Source organism: Bradyrhizobium sp. i1.15.2 (assembly GCF_040548425.1).
Lineage (GTDB): Bacteria > Pseudomonadota > Alphaproteobacteria > Rhizobiales > Xanthobacteraceae > Bradyrhizobium > Bradyrhizobium canariense.
The window spans coordinates 57,841-76,398 of the sequence record NZ_JBEPRQ010000008.1; the positions used below are offsets into that span (position 1 = coordinate 57,841).

Here is an 18,558-nt window from a genome sequence, read left to right on the forward strand (position 1 = left end):
GATGCCGGGCGAGATCCAGAACCCCATCATCCGCGTCCGCGACATCACCGTGCAGTTCGGCGCGACGCGCGTGCTCGACGGGCTCGACCTCGATGTCAAGCGCGGCGAGATTCTTGGCTTCGTCGGTCCTTCCGGCGCGGGCAAGTCCGTGCTGACACGCACCATCATCGGCCTCGTGCCCAAGGTCGCAGGCAGCATCGAGGTGTTCGGCGTCGATCTGGATGCCTCCAATACGTCGCAGCGTCGCAACGTGGAGCGGCGCTGGGGCGTGCTGTTTCAGCAGGGCGCGCTGTTCTCCTCGCTCACGGTGCGGCAGAACATCCAGTTTCCGATGCGCGAATATCTGCGGGTGTCGCAACGGCTGATGGACGAGATCACCATCGCCAAGCTCACCATGGTGGGTCTCAAGCCCGAAGTGGCCGATCGCTTTCCCTCGGAACTATCGGGCGGCATGGTCAAGCGCGTGGCGCTCGCCCGCGCGCTGTCGCTCGATCCGGACCTCGTGTTCCTGGACGAGCCGACCTCGGGCCTCGACCCGATCGGCGCCGGCGACTTCGACGAGCTGGTCAGGACGCTGCAGCGCACTTTGGGGCTGACGGTTTTCATGGTAACGCACGACCTCGATAGCCTTTACACAGCATGTGACCGCATCGCCGTTTTAGGCAACGGTAAGATCATTGCGGCAGGCTCGATCGCCGACATGCAGGCCTCGCAGCATCCCTGGCTGAGGCAATATTTCCATGGCAAGCGCGCTCGCGCGGTGATGGGCTGAGGTGCCGGAGTAGCTGATGGAAACGCGCGCAAATTACGTGCTGATCGGATCGTTCACGCTGGCGGTGATCGCCGCCGCGATCGGCTTCGTGCTGTGGTTTCAGTCGTTGCATACCACCAAGCAGCGCAGCCCCTTGCGCGTCGTGTTCGAGGGCCCGGCCGCGGGCCTGCGCAACGGTGGCAGCGTCAATTTTAACGGTATCCGGGTGGGCGAGGTGGTCTCGGTGAAGCTCGACAACCCGCGGCGGGTTGTCGCACTCGCCATGGTCGAGAACAACGCCCCGATCCGCAAGGACACCCTGGTCGGCCTCGAATTCCAGGGCCTGACCGGCGTCGCCGCGATCTCGCTCAAGGGCGGCGAGGAGGCAGCGCCCGCGCCGCCGCTCGACGAGGACGGCATCCCCACGCTGACGGCCGATCCCAACAAGCTCCAGGACGTCACCGAGGCGATCCGCGGCACGCTGCAGAACATCAACAAGATCGTCGCCGACAATCAGGAATCGGTGAAGAACTCGCTGAAGAATCTCGAGACCTTCACCAACTCGCTCGCCCGCAACTCGGAGAAGATCGACGGCGTGATGGCCAAGGTCGACGGCGTCATGCTCAAGGCCGACAGCCTCATGCTCGGCCTCAACACGCTCGCCGGCGGCAAGGACGGCGGCGAGCTGTTTCTGGCGGTGAAGTCGATCCGCGAACTGGCGGACGATTTCGACAAGCGCTCCGGCGCCCTGATGACCGACGGTCGCCGCACGCTCGGCGACATCAGCCGCGCGGTCAACAATTTCGACCGCAACCCGACCCGCGTCCTGTTCGGCGCCAGCAACAGCGCGGCGCCGGCGGCTGCGTCGCCGCCGCCCGAGCCGCCGAAGCCCGCTGTGCCGGAGCGCAGGCGGCAGTAGGCGTCCCAGATGTCGTCCTGGCGAAAGCCAGGACCCATACCGCGAGGTCCATCGATTGCGGTCGATGGCAGTACCGTACGACTGGTCTTCGCCAAACTCCTCCCTGGGATAATAGGTCCTGGCGTTCGCCAGGACGACACCGAGTGCTTGGTCGAACGCTTCGTTCCTAATGACGCCCAAACCTAATGACGCCCCAAACAAAACGGAGGCCGTGAGGCCTCCGTTTTCATTCGTCATGCGTCTTGGCGACTGACCGCTTATCCCAGCCGGCCCGCTGCGTGAGCAAGCAGCGTGTACACCAGGCCCGTCTCGGAGGTCAGGTGGTTGCGCAGCTCCTGCGGGCCGCGGCCGTCGCGGGCGACTTCGTCGAGCAGGCGTTCGAACTCGGCGACATAGCGGTCGACCGTGGCCTTGAAGTTGCGGTCGGATCGATACTTGCGGGCGACCTCGTCAAAGGCCTTCTGGCCCGCGGGCGTGTAGAGGCGCTTGGTGAAGGCCTTGTTCTCGCCGCGCTGGTAGCGGTCCCACATCTCGGACGCGAGGTTGCGGTCCATCAGCCGGCCGATGTCGAGCGACAAGGATTCCAGCGGATTGCCGCCACCTTGCGGGGCCTGCGGCTGCGGCGCCGGTGCAGCCTGGCGGCCGCGCTGGGGCTCACGTCCGGTGGGCGCACCCTGGTTGGCGTCCGTGCGGCTCAGCAGGTCGGACAGCCAGCCGTCACGGCCCTGGTCGTTGCCGGCCGGTGCAACCGGCGGCGCTTCGGTGCGGCGCGAGGAGGCGGGCATGCCGAGGTCCGGCGGCGGCAGCGTCGAGGCGCTGGCGCTCTCGCGCATGCGCGTCTCGGTGCTGCGCGCGCCGACGGCCGCCAGCATCGGCTCTTCCTGGCGCTGCACGCTGGCGCGGCCCGTCGTGGAGACGTCGAGGCCACGGCCGTGCTGGGCCACGATGCGGTTGAGCTCGGCGAGGGCCTCGATCTGGTCGACGATCACCTTGCGCATCTGCGCAGTGCTCTCGGCGGCCTCCTGCGGCATCTCGAGCACGCCGCGGCGCAGCTCGTTGCGGGTGGCTTCGAGCTCGTTGTGCATCTCGAACGCCATCTGCTTCATGCTGGAGACGAGGTTGGTGAACTTCTCGGTCGACTGCTTGAACATCGCATCCGCCTCGTCAGTGGTCTGGCGGTAGATGTCGTGCATGGCCTCGACGGTCTGCCGGTGCTCCTCTTCGGAGGCCGACCGCACCGCTTCGAACTGGCGGGTGATCGCGGCGGAACCTGCGCCGGCGGTCTCCGCGACGACGCGGGCGATGTCGCGAGCCCGCTCTTCGGCGGCCGCCAGCGATTCATCGAGCAGGCCGGTGAAGCGCGACAGGCGCTGGTCGAGATCGGCGGTGCGCAGGTCGATGGTGGTGACGAGCGATTCCAGCGCCTCCTTGCGTTCGGCGAGCGAGGCGGTGGTGTTCTTGTTGCTCTGCTCGACCACCTGCGCGGCCTCGACCAGTGCCTTGCCGTGCGCGTCGAACTGGGTCGACAGCTCGCCGAGGTCCTGCAGCGCCCGCGTGGTCTTGCTGTTGAAGACGTTGAGCTGGTCTTCCAGATTTTGCGTCGCAGCGCCGTTGCGCGAGGTGACGTCGTTCATCGCCGAGACGAAGTCGGCGACGCGCGTCACCAGCGCCCGCTCGAGCGAGTTAAGGTTGTCGTGCGCACCGGTCAGCACCTCCTGGAGCAGGATGTTGCCTTCGCGCAGTCGCTCGAACAGGGCGACCGTGTCGGTGCGCAGGATCTTGCTGGTCTCCTGCATCTCGGTGACGGCCGCGATCGAGACCTGGCGCGACTGGTCGATCGCCGCGCGCGAGGCCTGCTCGAGATCTTTGAGCGACTTGTTGACGGCACCCGTCGCCATCTCGCTCGCCGAGTTGATGGTCCGCGCCACTTCGGAGCCGTTGCCCATCATGGTCTGCGAGAACGCGTGGCCGCGCGTCTCGATCGACTTCAGCGCGTCGGACGTGACGCGGTCGATGTCGAGCGTGAGCTGGCTGGTCTTGGAGCCGATCGCGTCCACGAGCGAACCGCGCTTGGCGTCGATCATGTTGGCGAGACGGTCGGACTGCTGCTGCACGTAGGTGACGATCTCGTCGGTCTTGCCGGTCATAGCCTGGCCGAAGCTGCTGCTGGCGGCGAGCACCGAGCGCTCGACGTCCGCCGAGCTCGACTTGACCCGCGAGCTCGCCTCGTTGGAGGCGTTGATCAACGCGTTCTGGGCGTTGAGCGCGCTGGTCTGGATGTCGTTGGTCGCGTTCGCGGTGGCGGTGCTCAGCGTACGCTCGATCTCGCTCGAGATCGTGCGGATCTGGCTTGCGGCATCCGCCGAGGTCGAGGTCAGCGAGGTCTGTGCCTCACGCGCGCTGTTGAGGATGGTCGAGGCGGTGTCGGCACCGACCGAGGTCAGCGTGCGCTCGATGTCCGTGGTCAGCGACTTGATCTGGCTGGCAGCGTCCGTCGAAGCGGAGATCAGCGTGCCCTGGGCTTCGCGTACGCCGCTGGTGAGCGCCTCGATGGTGGCGCCGCCGGCGGTCGCCAGCGCGCGCTGCATCTCGGCCGCCAGCGAACGAACCTGGCCGGTCTGTTCGGCGGAGACCGCCAGCAGGGTGCTCTGGGCATCGCGGGCGCTGGTCGTGATCGTCTCGGCGGTCGACTGGCCGACCTGCGAGAGCGACCGATGCACTTCGGCGGCGAGGGACTTGACCTGGCTCGCCGCATCCGAGGATGCGTTGACGAGCGTGCTCTGGGCTTCGCGGGCGCCGGTCATGATGGTCTCTGCCGTCGCGGTGCCCGCCATCGAGAGCGAGCGCTGCACGTCGGAGGACAGCGCCTTGATCTGGTTGGCGGTCTCGCTCGAGGCCGCGATCAGCGCGCTCTGCGCATCGCGGGCGCCGGCGGTGATCGATTCCGCCGTGGTCGTGCCGGCCATCGAGAGCGAGCGCTGCACGTCGGCGGTGAGGGTCTTGACGTGGTTGGCCGCATCCGAGGACGCCGTGACGAGCGTGGTCTGCACCTCGCGGGCACCGGCCAAGATCGAGGCGGCGGTCGCCGAGCCTGCCGACGACAGCGTGCGTTCGACGTCGGCCGCGAGCCCCTTGATCTGGTTGGAGGCATCGCCGGAGGCCGCGACCAGCGTCGACTGGGCTTCGCGGGCGCTGGTCAGGATCGAGTTCGCGGCACCGGTGCCGACGGCGGTCAGCGCGCGCTCGACCTCGGCGGAGGTCATCTTGAGCTGGGCGTTGACGTCGGAGGAGACCGTCATCAGCGACTGCTGCGCGGTGCGCGCACCGGTCTGGATGGTCTCGCTGGTGTTGACCACGAGGTTGGTGAGCGAGCGCTCGGCGTCCTCGACATGCGAGCGGATCGCGGTCGAGATCATCTCGGCGCGGGACATCATGTCCTCGCTGGCCTGGCGTCCGCTGCTCTCGATGCGGCCGGCGACGGCCTCGACGCGCGAGCCGAGCAGGTCCTCGAACTGCGCCACGCGCACGTCGATGTCGCTGGCGACCGAGCCGACCTTGGTCTCGATGGCCTGCTGGATGTCCTGGAAGCGCGCAGTGACCGTGTCGGTCAGGTGCATGCTGCGGCCGTCGATGATCTCGGTGACGCCGGTGATGCGGCGGTCGACCGCCTCGATCGCCTGTGCGGTGCCGTCCGTGAGCGTCGAGGTCAGGAGGGTGAGACGGGTATCGATCGACTGCACCGCCTGCGAGGCGCCGTTCGTCACCGCGGTGGTCAGGTAGGTGAGGCGCGTGTCGATGGATTCGAGCGCCTGCGACGCGCCGCCGGTGAGGGTGGTCGTCAGATGCGTGAGGCGCGTGTCGATCGTCTGGATGGTCTGCGATGCGCCATCCGTCAGCGAGGTCGTGAGGTGGTTGAGACGGTTGTCGATCGTCTCGATCGCCTGCGATGCGCCATCGGTCAGCGACGTCGTGAGATGGGTGAGGCGGGAGTCGATCGACTGGATCGCCTGCGCGGCACCGTCAGTCAGCGACGAGGCGAGCGTGTTGAGCCGTCCGTCGATGGTCTCGGTGACCGACTTCGCACGGGTATCGAACGACTGTTCGAGCGCGGCGACGCGGCCGACGAGCTGCTCGTCGAAGGTCTTGATGTGACCATCGATCGTCGAGTCGAGACCCGAGATCTTGCCGTTCAGCGAGGCGTCGAGGTTGCTGACGCGCTCGCCAACCGTGGTCTCGAACTGCACCAGGCGCTGGTCGAGCACAGCCGTGATCGCGCCGCCGTTGGAGGTGAAGCGGGTGTCGAAATTGTCGACATAGGTCTTCAGCGATTCATGGATGTCCTGGGTGCGCTGGCCCATCCGATCGACGATCTCGCCGCCGAAGGTTTTCACGGTGCGGTCGAACTCGGAGATGTGGCGGGTGATCAGGGCGCCCAGCGTGCCGGAGTCGCGTGCGAACTTCTCGACCAGCTCGGTGCCCTGGTTCTTCACCAGCTCGTCGAAGGCGCTCATCTGCAGCGACAGCGAGTCGTGCGCGGTCTCGGTCTGACTGACGACCTTGGCGACCAGCGTGTTGACGGTGGCGTCGAGCGCTTCGCTCGCCTTGTCGCCGGAGGTCATGATGTGGCCGGCGAGGCGGTTGCCGGCGTCGTCGATCTTGGCGGAGAGGTCGTTGGAACGCAGCTCGAGCTCGAGCAGCAGCGAGTCCGACGAATTCTTCAGGCTGTCGTGCACCTGCTCTGTGCGCTCGGAGATGCCGTCGACGATCGCGGCGGAGCGCTGCTCGAACTCGCCTGTGATGCGGTCGATGCGCTCGTTCAGCATTTCGTGGACGCGGTCGGCGAGGTCGACGAACTCGTCGTGGACATGGCCGGTCTTGAAATTGAGGCTGGTGGTCAGTCGCTCGCTGGCGTCGAGCACGGCGCGCGTGGTCTCGTTGCTGGCCTCCTCGAGGCGGTCGAGGAGGTCGCCGCCGCGCTCGCCGAGCGCGAGGATCATGTTGTCGCCGGCGTTGCTGAGCGCACCGGTGATGTGGGCGCCGCGCTCTTCGAGCGCGCCCGTGATCGACTTTGCGACCTCGTCGACGCGCGAGGCAATCGCGTCCGAGATCAGTGCGATGTCATGGCGCAAATCGATCTGCACGCCGGAGATGGCGCTGCGGACCTGCTCGGCCTGGCCGACCAGATTGTCGCGCTGATGCGCGATGTCCTGGAGCAGGGCGCGGATGCGCACCTCGTTGTCGGAATAGGCGCGTTCGAGCGCCGCGACCTCGTTGGCGACCAGCGTCTCGAGTTCGCCGGCGCGCGCGATGGCGCGCTCGATGCCGTCGCCCATCGCCGCAACCTCGCGGCGGATGGCCTGGCCGACGGTCACCATGGAATCCGAAGCCGAGCCTTCCGGCTCGGAGAAGCGGATCGCAACCTGGGCCATCGCCTGCGCGACCGAGCTCATTTGCTGGCCGCGCCAGACGAGGCTCGCCAGGAAGAAGAACAGCATGATCGGCGCGAAGAACATCGTGACGAGGCCGGCAATGGCCAACACACCGCCGCTCTGGCCCATCGCCGCCTGGATCGAAGGCAGGAAACCGACCGTCAGCGCGGCGCAGGCCGCCAGCCAAATGACCGTGAAGATTGTCGCGCCGGTATAGATGTTGCGCGTCGGGCGTCCCGTTTGCAGCGTCTGCAAGAGCTGGCCGATGGTCGCACGGTCGTCATTGGCGGCGCGGCGCGAGGAGCGCGGCTCCTCGACCTGATCGAACATCGCGCGTTCGTTCGCGGCGGGACGCGGGTCGAAGCTCGGTTCGTCGAACATCGGGGGAGCCGGTGGCGCGACCGGGGGCGACGTTTCGCTGCGCATCGAGGCGTTGCGGCTGGTGTCCGCAGCCGTGTCGCTGATGTTCAGGGCTTCCTGGATTGCAGAAAGCGCATCTTCTGTGGGGTCTTTGACCTTTTTCGGAGTGTTTGCCATGTTCAGTCCGAGCCCTCGTTACTTGTACGCGTCCCCCCGCGAGCTCTGCGCGCTACGCAAGCCCACAGTCCGGATCATGCCGCTTGCGCGGATCTCCGAGCCATCCCCACCCGGACGGCTTGTCCGCCAATTTCTCCAACATCCTATTGGCAGAGCGTCGCGAATGAAATGCCCGCGATTAAGACATTCTTAATCATCGTTAACAGGATCGCGCCGTAAGGCCTTAGCAATAAATGCAATTCTCCACTGGACTCGCCGGATTGCGGCAACTTTTCGTCAATAAGCAGGCAGATTTGCGCAAAACGGCCGGAACATTTCGTTAACCATTTCCGTGCTTGGGTGGAGGGAACTTGACCGCCGGACCGGCGGACATCGCGCGATGCCGGGGCCTGCGCCATGACGCCTGAACTGCAACGGATGGACTGGATGCCCTCGCCCCCGCTTGCACCCATCTACAGCCCGCTCGACCTCGATCATCTCTCCCGCATGACGCTCGGTGATTCCGAGCTGGAACAGGAAGTGCTGGCGATGTTTGCCGAGCAAGCGGTGCGCCTGATCGCGGCGATGGCAGCGCTGCCGGCCGAGGCGGGCGCACTCGCCCACAAGCTCAAGGGATCGGCGCGCGGGATCGGCGCCTTGGCGGTGGCGGATGCCGCCGCCAGCCTGGAGACCGCGATCCAGACCGGCCAGGGCCGGCCTCACGCCTTTGCCGCGCTGAAAGAGGCGGTGACCGAGGCTCGCGCCGCCATCGAGGCGATCCTGAACCCTTAGGCCGACAGGGCCAGAACCGTCCTCTAGTCTTTTGTTTTGACGGGTTTTCTTCCCGCGAAACGGTATTCACGACTTATCAAAACGCTATGGCGCCGGGCTGACCGACCCGTTATAGGACAGCCCGGACCCTCCTTCATTCCCTAGATCGCGGCAGCACGAGCACACATGGCCAAAATTCACTTTGTCGATCACAAGGGCGAAACCCGTACGGTGGACGTCGAGAACGGCGCGACTGTGATGGAAGCCGCCATCCGCAACAGCATTCCCGGCATCGAGGCCGAATGCGGCGGCGCCTGCGCCTGCGCCACCTGCCATGTCTATGTCGACGAAGCGTGGCGTGAGAAGGTCGGCAGCCCGACGCCGATGGAAGAGGACATGCTCGACTTCGGCTTCGACGTGCGCCCGAACTCGCGCCTGTCCTGCCAGATCAAGGTCTCCGACGATCTCGACGGCCTCGTGGTGGCGACGCCGGAACGCCAGGCCTAACGCTGTTAGCTATTCATGTGCTCGGCGGCGCGACCTGGATGCCGCGCTTGTGCCAGGGTCTGAGCTTCTCGAGCACTTCCGCGATCAGTGGCGTTGGCCGGCGCGACGCTTCGTCGATCATCACGGCGACGGATGTCGCCGATGCAATGCACTTCCCTTCCGAAAACACCACCTGCTCGAACGTCACCGACGTTCGTCCAAGCTTCGCGACGCCGAGGCCGAGCTCGATTGTGTTCGGCCAGTGCAACTCGGCGCGGAAATGGATGTCGAGCCGTACCATGATCCAGGCAAGTCCCGGCGGCGTCAGGCCGTATTCCGGAAGCTTCATCAGCGTGACACGGCCGGTCTCGAAATAGGTGGCGTAGACCGCGTTGTTGACGTGCTGGTTAGGGTCGAGATCGCCGAAGCGGACATTGTCGCTGAGGCGAAAAGGGTAGTCCTCCAGGCGCGGCGTCGTATCGAGGCGGCTTGGTGCGTTCACCGATTGATCTCCGTCATATCGTTGCCCGTTACAGCCCAGCTAGCCTGACCCGGCAAGTGGGCGCGGCTGCGGGGCGCTCCCGCTTTTATGCCTTCCCTGATCCATCCCCGTTGGCTAGACAGGCAGGGACACCTCGGCCCACAGGGCGCCGTCCCACCGAACGACCGATAAAGAGACGACATGAGCGACGCGATCAAAACCGATGTGCTGATTATTGGCGCCGGCCCCTGCGGTCTGTTCGCCGCTTTCGAGCTGGGCCTTCTCGACATGAAGACGCATTTCGTCGACATCCTCGACAAGGTCGGCGGCCAGTGCGCAGAACTCTATCCGGAAAAGCCGATCTACGACATTCCCGGCATTCCGCAGGTTTCGGGGCAGGGCCTCACCGACGCGCTGATGGAGCAGATCAAGCCGTTCCATCCGACTTTCCATCTCGGCGAGATGATCGAGACCGTGGAGAAGATCGGCGATCCCCTGTTCCGCTGCACGACGGACGCTGGCAAGGTGTTCGAATGCAAGGTGCTGGTGATCGCTGCCGGCGGCGGCTCGTTCCAGCCCAAGCGTCCACCGGTGCCGGGGATCGAAGCCTATGAAGGAAGTTCGGTGCACTACGCCGTGCGCAAGATGGAGACGTTCCGCGACAAGAACGTGCTGATCGTGGGCGGCGGCGATTCCGCGCTCGACTGGACGCTCAATCTGCATCCGATCGCCAAGCGCATCACGCTCTTGCACCGTCGCGACGATTTTCGCGCCGCCCCCCACAGCGTCGAGCAGATGCGCGCGCTGGTCGCGGCCGGCAAGATGGATCTGCGCCTCGGCCAGGTCACCGCGCTGTCAGGCAACGAGGGCAGGCTGAGCGGCGCCACTGTCAAGGCTAACGACAACAGCGTCAGCGAAATTACCTGCGACACCATGCTGCCGTTCTTCGGGCTGACCATGAAGCTCGGTCCGGTCGCGAACTGGGGTATCGCGCTGGAGAACAATCTGGTGCCGGTCGAGACATCCGCGTTCGAGACCAACGTGCCAGGCATCTTCGCGATCGGCGACATCAACACCTATCCCGGCAAGATCAAGCTGATCCTGTGCGGTTTCCACGAGGGCGCGCTGATGTCGCAAAAAGCCCATCGCTACGTCTATCCGGAGAAGCGGCTCGTGTTCCAGTACACGACCTCGTCCTCCAGCCTGCAAAAGAAGCTCGGCGTCAACTGACGGCGGCGGGCGATGCCCCATGTTTCTGGTGCTGGAACAGTTCGCGAAATCGCCGTAGTCTGCGGCCATTGCAGTTGGCGGCTTAGCAAGGCGATTGGCTCAGCAAGGTGATGATAATGCGGACTCTCTTTTCCAGCTTTCGGCTGTTCTCGATCCTCGCGCTCGCGATGTCGCTCGGTGCGGTGAGCCCGGTTGCGGCGCAAGTGCAGCAGCCGACCGCCGCAGGCCTCTGGCAGAAGGTCGAAGACGGCAAGACGGTGGGATGGTTTCTCTTCATCGACCACAACGGCATCTTCGAAGGCGTTATCGCAAAAACCTTTCCGCGGCCTGGCGACGACCCGAACGAGATCTGCGCGAAATGCACGGACGATCGCAAGAACGCGCCGGTGCTCGGCCTCTCCTTCATCCGCGACATGAAGCGCGACGGCTTGAAGTATGACGGCGGCAACGTGGTCAATCCGCGCGACGGCAACATCTGGAAGGCCAAGATGACGGTCAGCCCGGACGGACAGACCCTGACGATGCGCGGTTTCCTCGGCATCTCTCTGTTCGGCAAGGACGAGACTTGGACGCGTCTTCCCGACGCCAACATCGCGCAGGTCGATCCCGCCATCGTCGCCAAATATCTCCCGGCGCAAGCGACCGCCGCGACCAAACCCGCGCCCGTGCCCGCGGCGAAGAAGGGCGGCGCGATGATGGCGCCGGCGCCGAAGCAGTAGGGTCTACGTCGGGGCGCCATGGCGCCCGAACTTCCATAGCTCCACACACCGCTGTCATTGCCCGCCAAGGCGGGGACTCCGGTACGCCGCAGCCTCTCCGCGTTCTTGCGCGGTGTCACCGTGCGCAATCGCGCATGCGGCCGGCTGAGACAGCGGAGATCTTGGCGCGCGAGTAGCGGTCATACCCCTCGAAAGACGAACGCCTGCCGGACCCGCGCCAGTAGTTCCCCGGAATGCGCGGTGGCGCCGGATTTGCATAGCTATCCGCAAAGCTGCTGGGGGAATGAGTCGCCGTCCCTGACGCCTTCGCCGAGTCGCGGAGGCGAACGGCAACTATCGCCCCGCGGCGATGACCTCGATCCGCGGAGACGACATGAGACGTGCAATATCGTGTGCCGCCATGCTGCTGGTCCTGACGGTGCTGCCGACCGCCCCGACGCTGGCGCGGGACGACGGCCGCTACGCCAACTCGCCGTTAAAACCCTGGTTCGAGAGCCTTCACAGCGAATACGGCCAATGCTGCTCGGATGCCGACGGCTATGTGGTCGCCGATGTCGACTGGGAGTCCGAGAAGGGCCGTTATCGCGTGCATCTCGACGGCGAATGGATCGTCGTGCCCGACGGCGCCGTCATCACCGAGCCGAACAAGATCGGCCGCACCATGGTGTGGAAGCACTATATCGACGGCCATCCGCGCGTGCGCTGTTTCATGCCGGGCAGCATGACGTAGACCGAGGCGTCATCCCGCGCGGCGAGGCAGCGTCCGCGCGCGGCGCTCAGGTCACTGGCGCCGGATTGAACAGCGTCAAATCGTTGTGGATGCCCCAGCGATCCGACCACGGCTTGGTGCGGCCGCTGGCGACGTCGAGGATCAGGCGGAACAGGTCCCAGCCGGTCTCCTCAATGGTCTTCTCGCCGGTCGCGATGCCGCCGGCATCGAAATCGATCAGGTCCTTCCAGCGTCGCGCGAGCTCGCTGCGGGTCGCGACCTTGATCACGGGCGCAGCTGCAAGGCCGTAAGGCGTGCCGCGGCCGGTGGTGAACACCTGCAGCGTCATGCCGGAGGCGAGCTGGAGCGTGCCGCAGATGAAGTCGGATGCCGGCGTCGCCGCAAACAGCATGCCCTTCTGCGTCGCCTTCTCGCCGGGCGAGAGTACGCCGGTGATTGCGCTTGATCCGGACTTGACGATCGAGCCCAATGATTTCTCGACGATATTCGCCAAGCCGCCCTTCTTGTTGCCCGGCGTGGTGTTGGCGCTGCGGTCCGCGCCGCCGCGGGCGAGATAGGAATCGTACCAGGCCATCTCGCGGACCAGCGCGCGGCCGACGTCCTCGTTGATGGCGCGTCGCGTGAGCAGCTGGATCGCGTCGCGCACTTCGGTGACTTCCGAGAACATCACGGTGGCGCCGGCGCGCACCAGCAGGTCGGCGGCGAAGCCGACCGCAGGGTTCGCGGTGACGCCGGAGAAGGCGTCGCTACCACCGCATTGCAGGCCGATGACGAGATCGGCGGCCGGGCAGGTCTCGCGGGTGCGCTTGTTGAGGATCTTCAGGCGGGCCTCTGCCTGGGTCATGATCGCGTCGACGATGGCGCCAAAGCCGTCGAAGGCTTCGTCCTGCATGCGCACGATGGCATTGCTGACGCCTTCCGGCACCAGACGCTCGGGCGCGAGCTTTTCGCATCCCAAGCTGATGACCAGGATCTCGCCGCCGAAATTCGGGTTCTGCGCGATATTTTGCAGTGTGCGGATCGGAATCACCGCATCAGGCGCGTTGATGGCGACGCCGCAGCCATAGGCGTGCGTCAGCGGCACGACGTCGTCGACATTCGGGTATTTCGGCAGCAGCTCGGCGCGGATGCGCTTCACCGCGTATTCCATCGTGCCCTTGACGCATTGCACGGAGGAGGAGATGCCGAGGATGTTCTTGGTGCCGACCGAGCCGTCGGAATTGCGAAAGCCTTCGAACGTGAAACCATCCAGCGGCGGCAGCGGCGCGGGAACGGCGGTCGAGATTTCCAGCTTGTCGAGGGCAGGGGCCTCCGGCATGCGGATGCGCGCTTCGTCCACCCATTCGCCGGCCAGGATCGGCGCGAGCGCATGGCCGATCACCTCGCCGTAGCGGATGATCGGGGCGTCCCGCGCGATGTCGACCAGCGCCGTCTTGTGTCCCTGCGGCACGAAGGCACGCAGCGTCAGCCCGCTGGCGAAACGGGAGCCGGCGGGAAGCCCGAAATCATTGACAACGATCGCGACGTTGTCGCGATCGTTGAGCTTGATGTAGCGGGGCTGCTCTTTCGCTGCGACTGACTGGTCCATCTGCGCTTTGCCTCCGTAGTCGTAGGGTGGGCAAAGGCGCAACGCGCCGTGCCCACCATCTTCACACCGAACGTAAGTGGTGGGCACGCTTCGCTTTGCCCACCCTACGAATCTTCCCCGTGGCTAGCCGGGGAAGGTATAAGCCGTCTTCACCGTGGTGTAGAACTCGCGCGCGTAAGAGCCCTGCTCGCGGGCGCCGTAGCTCGAACCCTTCCGGCCGCCGAACGGCACGTGATAATCGACGCCGGCGGTCGGCAGATTGACCATCACCATGCCGGACTCGCTGTTGCGCTTGTAGTGCGAGGCGTATTTCAGGCTGGTGGTGCAGATGCCGGAGGCAAGGCCGAACTCGGTGTCGTTGGAGATCGCCAGCGCCTCCTCGTAGTTCTTGGCGCGAATGACGGTCGCGACCGGCCCGAAGATTTCTTCGCGCGCGATCCGCATGTTGTTGTTGGCTTCCGTGAACAGCGCCGGCTGCAGGTAGTGGCCGGGCGTTTCGCGCTTGAGCAGCTCGCCACCCCAGGCGAGCTTGGCACCCTCGTCCTGGCCGATCTTGATGTAGCGCAGGTCCTGGTCGAGCTGGCTCTGGTCGACCACCGGGCCGATATGCACGCCGGCCTTGAGCGCGTCGTCGACCGTCAGACCTTTCAGGCGCTCGGTCATCGCCGCAACAAAACGGTCGTGAATACCTTCGGTGACGATCAGGCGCGAGGACGCCGTGCAGCGCTGGCCGGTGGAGAAATAGGCGCCGTTGACGGCGACTTCGACGGCGGTCTTGAGGTCGGCGTCGTCGAGCACCACCAGCGGGTTCTTGCCGCCCATCTCGAGCTGGAATTTCTTCATGTTGCTCGAGGTCACGCAGGCCTGCGCGATCTTGCGGCCGGTCTGCACCGAGCCGGTGAAGGTGATCGCGGCGACGTCGGGATGCTCGATCAGGGTCTGGCCGACCACGGAGCCCGAGCCGACCACGAGGTTGAACACGCCGGCGGGAATGCCGGAACGGGTGATGATCTCGGACAGCGCATGCGCGGAGCCCGGCACCAGTTCGGCCGGCTTGAACACCACGGTATTGCCATAGCAGAGCGCCGGGGCGATCTTCCAGGCGGGGATCGCGATCGGGAAATTCCAGGGCGTGATCATGCCGACGACGCCCATCGGCTCACGGGTGAGCTCGACGTCGATGCCGGGACGCACCGAGGCGCCCTTTTCGCCGATCATGCGCAGCGCCTCGCCGGCGAAGAACGCAAAAATCTGGCCGGCGCGGGCGACCTCGCCGATGCCCTCGGGCAGCGTCTTGCCTTCCTCGCGAGCGAGCAGGCGGCCGAGCTCTTCCTTGCGGGCGATGATCTCGAGCGAAATCTTGTTCAACGCGTCATAACGCGCCTGCGGTGTCGATTGCGCCCAGGCGGGGAAGGCGGCCTTGGCTGCTGCGATCGCCTTCTCGGTCTGCGTCTTGTCGGCCTTGGCGTATTCGCCGACGAGATCATTGGTGTTGGAGGGATTGATGTTCTTGGTGACGCCGGAGCCGTCGACCCATTCGCCGCCGATGAAGTTCTTCAGGATCGCAGTCATAGCTTCCTCCAGAGTTTTTAACGAACCAGGCAGGGACGCTTGTCGTCGAAGGTCCAGCCGGGGATCAAGTCCTGCATGGCAATAGCGTCATCGCGGGCGCCGAGTCCATGCTGCTTATAGAGGTCATGCGCGGCATCGATGGTGGCCCTGTCGATTTCGATACCCAGGCCCGGCCTCTCAGGCACGGCGATCTTGCCGGCCTTGATCTGGAGCGGCTCCTTCGTCAGGGCCTGGCCGTCCTGCCAGATCCAGTGCGTGTCGATCGCGGTGACCTTGCCTGGGGCGGCGGCGCCGACATGGGTGAACATGGCGAGCGAGATGTCGAAATGGTTGTTGGAGTGCGAACCCCAGGTCAGGCCGTTGTCGCGGCAGGTCTGGGCCACGCGCACCGAGCCCTGCATGGTCCAGAAATGGGGATCGGCCAGCGGAATGTCCACCGCGCCGAGGCGCAACGCATGGGACAATTGCCGCCAATCGGTCGCGATCATGTTGGTCGCGGTCGGCAGGCCCGTTGCACGGCGGAACTCGGCCATGATCTCACGGCCGGAGAAGCCGCCTTCGGCGCCGCAGGGGTCCTCGGCATAGGCGAGGATGCCGTGCATATCCTTGCAGAGGCCGACAGCCTCGTCGAGCGACCATGCGCCGTTCGGGTCCAGGGTCACGCGCGCATTCGGAAAGCGCCTGGCGATTGCGGTGACGGCCTCGATCTCCTGCTCGCCGCGCAGCACGCCGCCCTTCAGCTTGAAATCGGCGAAGCCGTAATGGTCGTGGGTGGCTTCCGCGAGCCGCACCACGGTTTCCGGCGTCATCGCCTGCTGATGGCGGAGGTTGAACCATTCGGGCTTGCCGCTCTCGCCGCCGACATAGTCGAGCTTGGATTTGCGCCGGTCGCCGAGGAAGAAGAGATAGCCGAGCGTCTCGACGCTGGTGCGCTGCTGGCCTTCGCCGAGCAGGGCTGCGACGGGCAGGTTGAGATGCTGACCGAGCAGATCGAGCAGGGCGGACTCCACTGCCGTGACGGCGTGGATCATGACGCGGAGATCGAAGGTCTGCTTGCCGCGGCCGGCGGCATCGCGATCGGCGAAGGCGGTCCTGATATCGGCGAGGATGTTGTTCATCGCACCGACGGTCTTGCCGATCACGAGATCACGGGCGTCCTGCAGCGTCTGCCAGATCTTTTGGCCGCCGGGCACCTCGCCGACGCCGGTGTGACCGGCATTGTCGGTGAGGATGACGATGTTGCGGGTGAAGAACGGCGCATGCGCACCGCTCAGATTAAGGAGCATGCTGTCACGGCCTGCGACCGGGATCACCTGCATCGCGGTGACGACCGGTGCGCCAGTGATCTCGGTGTTAGCCATCGCAGGCTCCTCTCTGTATCGCTTGTTATTCTGCAGCCTGTTGTGACGATCGGATGGCGGGCAGATTCTTCACCAGCGCTGTCACCTCCGCGATCTCCTGCTCGGTGAGATCGGTCAGCGGCGGGCGGACCGGGCCGGAATCGCGGCCGATCACCTTCATGCCGGCCTTGATGATCGAGACCGCATAGCCCTTCTTGCGGTTGCGGATCGCGATCAGCGGCAGGATGAAATCCTTCAGGCCGGCGTGGATCGTCGCATGGTCGCGCTTGCGCACGGCGGCGTAGAAGTTGGTGGCGAATTCCGGAACGAAGTTGAATACGGCCGAAGAGTAGGTCGTCACGCCCATGTCGAGATAGGGCAGTGCGAAGGTCTCTGCGGTCGGCAGGCCGCCGATATAGGTCAGGCGGTCGCCGAGCTTGGTGTAGACGCGGGTCATCAGCTCGATGTCGCCGATGCCGTCCTTGTAGCCGACGAGGTTCGGGCAGCGCTCGGCGAGGCGGGCGAGCGTATCGGGCTGGAGGATGGCGTTGTCGCGGTTGTAGACGATGACGCCGATCTTCACGGAGGCGCAGATCGCTTCCACGTGGGCAGCAAGGCCATCCTGCTCGGCATGGGTGAGATAGGGCGGCAGCAGCAACAAGCCGTCGGCGCCGGCCTTCTCCGCGCCGATCGCGATCTCACGCGCGGTGGCGGTGCCGTAACCGGTGCCGGCGAGCACGGGCACGCGGCCCTTGGTCTCGTCCACGGCGATCTTGACGACCTGCGGAACCTCGGCGGCCGTCAGCGAGAAGAACTCGCCCGTGCCGCCGGCGGCGAACAGGCCCGCGACGTCATAGCCGCATAGCCAATCCATATTGGCGCGGTAAGTCGCCTCGTCGAAGGAGTAATCCGCCTTGAACGGGGTGACGGGGAAAGACAGGAGGCCGGATCCGATCTTCTGGGCCATTTCCTGCGGGGTCATCTTGCTCATGGGCGCTGCTCCCTGGTCTCGTGTTGTGGAGGACGCAAAGGCTGCGCGTCCATGCGCCGTGGTTTAGGAGACCGTTCGATGCGGGTCCAAGCCAAAGCCTATATCGACCGATGCGAAATCAGCATCAATCTTCCATCACCTCCGCCGAGGACAATTCGCTCGCGATTTTGACGAGCGCCGACAGCAGCGGGTTCTCGTCGTCGCGGCGCCAGACCATGAACAGCTCGACCGGGACGCGGGTGCGCAGCTTCAGCGGCCGCAGGCGGACGTCCGCGATCTTCAGGCTTGCCGCCGCCGCCGGCACGATGGCGAGGCCGAGGCCGGCGCGCACCATGGCGAGGATCGAGTGGATCTGGCTCAGGTGCTGGACATAGCGCGGCAGAATGTCGGCGCGGGTGAACAGCGCTACCAGCACGTCGTGAAAGTAGCGGCTCTCATAGGGCGAATACATCACGAAGGGCTGGTTGTCGAAATCCTTGATCGTGACGCTCTCGGCATTCGCCAGCGGATGCTTTTTGGGGATCGCGGCGAGCAGGGGCTCGGCGACGACGCGGCGGCTGGCGATTTCCGGGCGCGCGATCGGTGGCCTGAGCAGGCCGGCATCGATCTGGCCCGAGGTCAGCGCCTCGAACTGGTCGCCCGACACCATCTCCTTCAGCGAGAAGTCCACCTCGGGCAGCTTGGCGCGGCAGGCGGCGACGAGCTCGGGGAGGAAGCCATAGGCGGCGGCCGCGGTGAAGCCGATTTTGAGCGAGCCGGACTTGCCGAGCGCGATACGGCGGGCGACCTGCGAGGCGCTTTCCGCAAGCTTCAGGATGCGCCGCGCTTCCGGCAGGAAGCTGCGCCCGGCCGGCGTCAGGCGCACCGAGCGGCTGGTACGCTCCAGCAGCGGCGCATCGATGATGTGCTCCAGCACCTGGATCTGCCGGGACAGCGGCGGCTGGGTCATGTTCAGTCGCGCGGCGGCGCGGCCGAAATGCAGTTCTTCCGCCACCGTGACGAAACAGCGGAGCTGATTGAGGTCGAACATCGATA

The 18,558-nt window shown here is 65.5% G+C and carries 14 protein-coding genes; 7 read left to right on the forward strand and 7 right to left on the reverse strand.

Annotated features, from left to right (window positions below):
* Nucleotide 1 precedes the first annotated feature (1 nt).
* Both ABIB80_RS16835 and ABIB80_RS16840 read left to right on the forward strand, forming a co-directional pair.
* On the forward strand, nt 2-772 hold the full coding sequence (locus ABIB80_RS16835; protein ID WP_354128011.1) for an ABC transporter ATP-binding protein: 771 nt from the start codon (nt 2-4) through the stop codon (nt 770-772).
* A gap of 16 nt (nt 773-788) precedes the next feature.
* Nucleotides 789-1,670, forward strand: a complete 882-nt coding sequence (locus tag ABIB80_RS16840) for an MlaD family protein (protein WP_354128012.1) — start codon at nt 789-791, stop codon at nt 1,668-1,670.
* A gap of 257 nt (nt 1,671-1,927) precedes the next feature.
* Here the strand turns inward: ABIB80_RS16840 and ABIB80_RS16845 are convergent, their stop codons facing one another.
* Complete coding sequence (locus ABIB80_RS16845) at nt 1,928-7,636, reverse strand: apolipoprotein A-IV repeat region-like domain-containing protein (protein WP_354128013.1); 5,709 nt, start codon at nt 7,634-7,636, stop codon at nt 1,928-1,930.
* A gap of 396 nt (nt 7,637-8,032) precedes the next feature.
* Between ABIB80_RS16845 and ABIB80_RS16850 the strand changes: the two genes are divergently transcribed.
* Both ABIB80_RS16850 and ABIB80_RS16855 read left to right on the forward strand, forming a co-directional pair.
* Nucleotides 8,033-8,407 carry an Hpt domain-containing protein gene (locus ABIB80_RS16850; RefSeq protein WP_354128014.1) on the forward strand — a complete coding sequence of 125 codons (375 nt, stop codon included), beginning with the start codon at nt 8,033-8,035 and terminating at the stop codon, nt 8,405-8,407.
* A gap of 165 nt (nt 8,408-8,572) precedes the next feature.
* Complete coding sequence (locus ABIB80_RS16855; RefSeq protein ID WP_007602043.1) at nt 8,573-8,893, forward strand: 2Fe-2S iron-sulfur cluster-binding protein; 321 nt, start codon at nt 8,573-8,575, stop codon at nt 8,891-8,893.
* 13 nt (nt 8,894-8,906) lie between these two features.
* On the opposite strand, the gene ABIB80_RS16860 is transcribed toward ABIB80_RS16855, so the two are convergent.
* Nucleotides 8,907-9,374 carry an acyl-CoA thioesterase gene (locus tag ABIB80_RS16860; protein WP_354128015.1) on the reverse strand — a complete coding sequence of 156 codons (468 nt, stop codon included), beginning with the start codon at nt 9,372-9,374 and terminating at the stop codon, nt 8,907-8,909.
* A 180-nt stretch (nt 9,375-9,554) separates the two neighbouring features.
* On the opposite strand from ABIB80_RS16860, the gene ABIB80_RS16865 reads away from it, so the two are divergent.
* The 3 genes from ABIB80_RS16865 (at nt 9,555) to ABIB80_RS16875 (ending at nt 12,032) form a co-directional block, all read left to right on the forward strand.
* A complete protein-coding gene (locus ABIB80_RS16865) occupies nt 9,555-10,583 on the forward strand; it encodes an NAD(P)/FAD-dependent oxidoreductase (RefSeq protein WP_007602049.1) in 1,029 nt (342 codons plus the stop codon).
* Nucleotides 10,584-10,699: 116 nt separating this feature from the next.
* Entirely contained in the window at nt 10,700-11,302 is a 603-nt protein-coding gene (locus tag ABIB80_RS16870; protein WP_354128016.1) for a DUF2147 domain-containing protein, read from the forward strand.
* Nucleotides 11,303-11,675: 373 nt separating this feature from the next.
* Complete coding sequence (locus ABIB80_RS16875; protein WP_354128017.1) at nt 11,676-12,032, forward strand: hypothetical protein; 357 nt, start codon at nt 11,676-11,678, stop codon at nt 12,030-12,032.
* 46 nt (nt 12,033-12,078) lie between these two features.
* On the opposite strand, the gene garD is transcribed toward ABIB80_RS16875, so the two are convergent.
* The 5 genes from garD to ABIB80_RS16900 form a co-directional block, all read right to left on the reverse strand.
* Entirely contained in the window at nt 12,079-13,620 is a 1,542-nt protein-coding gene (gene garD, locus ABIB80_RS16880) for a galactarate dehydratase (protein WP_354128018.1), read from the reverse strand.
* 123 nt (nt 13,621-13,743) lie between these two features.
* Nucleotides 13,744-15,192 (reverse strand): aldehyde dehydrogenase family protein, encoded by a 1,449-nt coding sequence (locus ABIB80_RS16885; RefSeq protein ID WP_354128019.1) that lies wholly within the window; start codon nt 15,190-15,192, stop codon nt 13,744-13,746.
* A gap of 17 nt (nt 15,193-15,209) precedes the next feature.
* Nucleotides 15,210-16,553, reverse strand: coding sequence for a glucarate dehydratase (gudD, locus tag ABIB80_RS16890; protein WP_354128020.1), 1,344 nt, complete (start codon nt 16,551-16,553; stop codon nt 15,210-15,212).
* Nucleotides 16,554-16,578: 25 nt separating this feature from the next.
* Nucleotides 16,579-17,523 (reverse strand): 5-dehydro-4-deoxyglucarate dehydratase, encoded by a 945-nt coding sequence (gene kdgD / locus ABIB80_RS16895; protein ID WP_007602056.1) that lies wholly within the window; start codon nt 17,521-17,523, stop codon nt 16,579-16,581.
* A gap of 124 nt (nt 17,524-17,647) precedes the next feature.
* The gene (locus ABIB80_RS16900) at nt 17,648-18,553 is read right to left on the reverse strand and encodes a LysR family transcriptional regulator (RefSeq protein WP_007602059.1); all 906 of its coding nucleotides are present in this window, start codon (nt 18,551-18,553) and stop codon (nt 17,648-17,650) included.
* Between the last annotated feature and the right edge of the window lie 5 nt (nt 18,554-18,558).

Coding starts and splice junctions, on each gene's coding strand:
- ABIB80_RS16835 (WP_354128011.1), top strand. CDS start 2: ATGCCGGGCGAGATCCAGAACCCCATCATCCGCGTCCGCGACATCACC.
- ABIB80_RS16840 (WP_354128012.1), top strand. CDS start 789: ATGGAAACGCGCGCAAATTACGTGCTGATCGGATCGTTCACGCTGGCG.
- ABIB80_RS16845 (WP_354128013.1), bottom strand. CDS start 7,636: ATGGCAAACACTCCGAAAAAGGTCAAAGACCCCACAGAAGATGCGCTT.
- ABIB80_RS16850 (WP_354128014.1), top strand. CDS start 8,033: ATGACGCCTGAACTGCAACGGATGGACTGGATGCCCTCGCCCCCGCTT.
- ABIB80_RS16855 (WP_007602043.1), top strand. CDS start 8,573: ATGGCCAAAATTCACTTTGTCGATCACAAGGGCGAAACCCGTACGGTG.
- ABIB80_RS16865 (WP_007602049.1), top strand. CDS start 9,555: ATGAGCGACGCGATCAAAACCGATGTGCTGATTATTGGCGCCGGCCCC.
- ABIB80_RS16870 (WP_354128016.1), top strand. CDS start 10,700: ATGCGGACTCTCTTTTCCAGCTTTCGGCTGTTCTCGATCCTCGCGCTC.
- ABIB80_RS16875 (WP_354128017.1), top strand. CDS start 11,676: ATGAGACGTGCAATATCGTGTGCCGCCATGCTGCTGGTCCTGACGGTG.
- garD (WP_354128018.1), bottom strand. CDS start 13,620: ATGGACCAGTCAGTCGCAGCGAAAGAGCAGCCCCGCTACATCAAGCTC.
- ABIB80_RS16885 (WP_354128019.1), bottom strand. CDS start 15,192: ATGACTGCGATCCTGAAGAACTTCATCGGCGGCGAATGGGTCGACGGC.
- gudD (WP_354128020.1), bottom strand. CDS start 16,553: ATGGCTAACACCGAGATCACTGGCGCACCGGTCGTCACCGCGATGCAG.
- kdgD (WP_007602056.1), bottom strand. CDS start 17,523: ATGAGCAAGATGACCCCGCAGGAAATGGCCCAGAAGATCGGATCCGGC.
- ABIB80_RS16900 (WP_007602059.1), bottom strand. CDS start 18,553: ATGTTCGACCTCAATCAGCTCCGCTGTTTCGTCACGGTGGCGGAAGAA.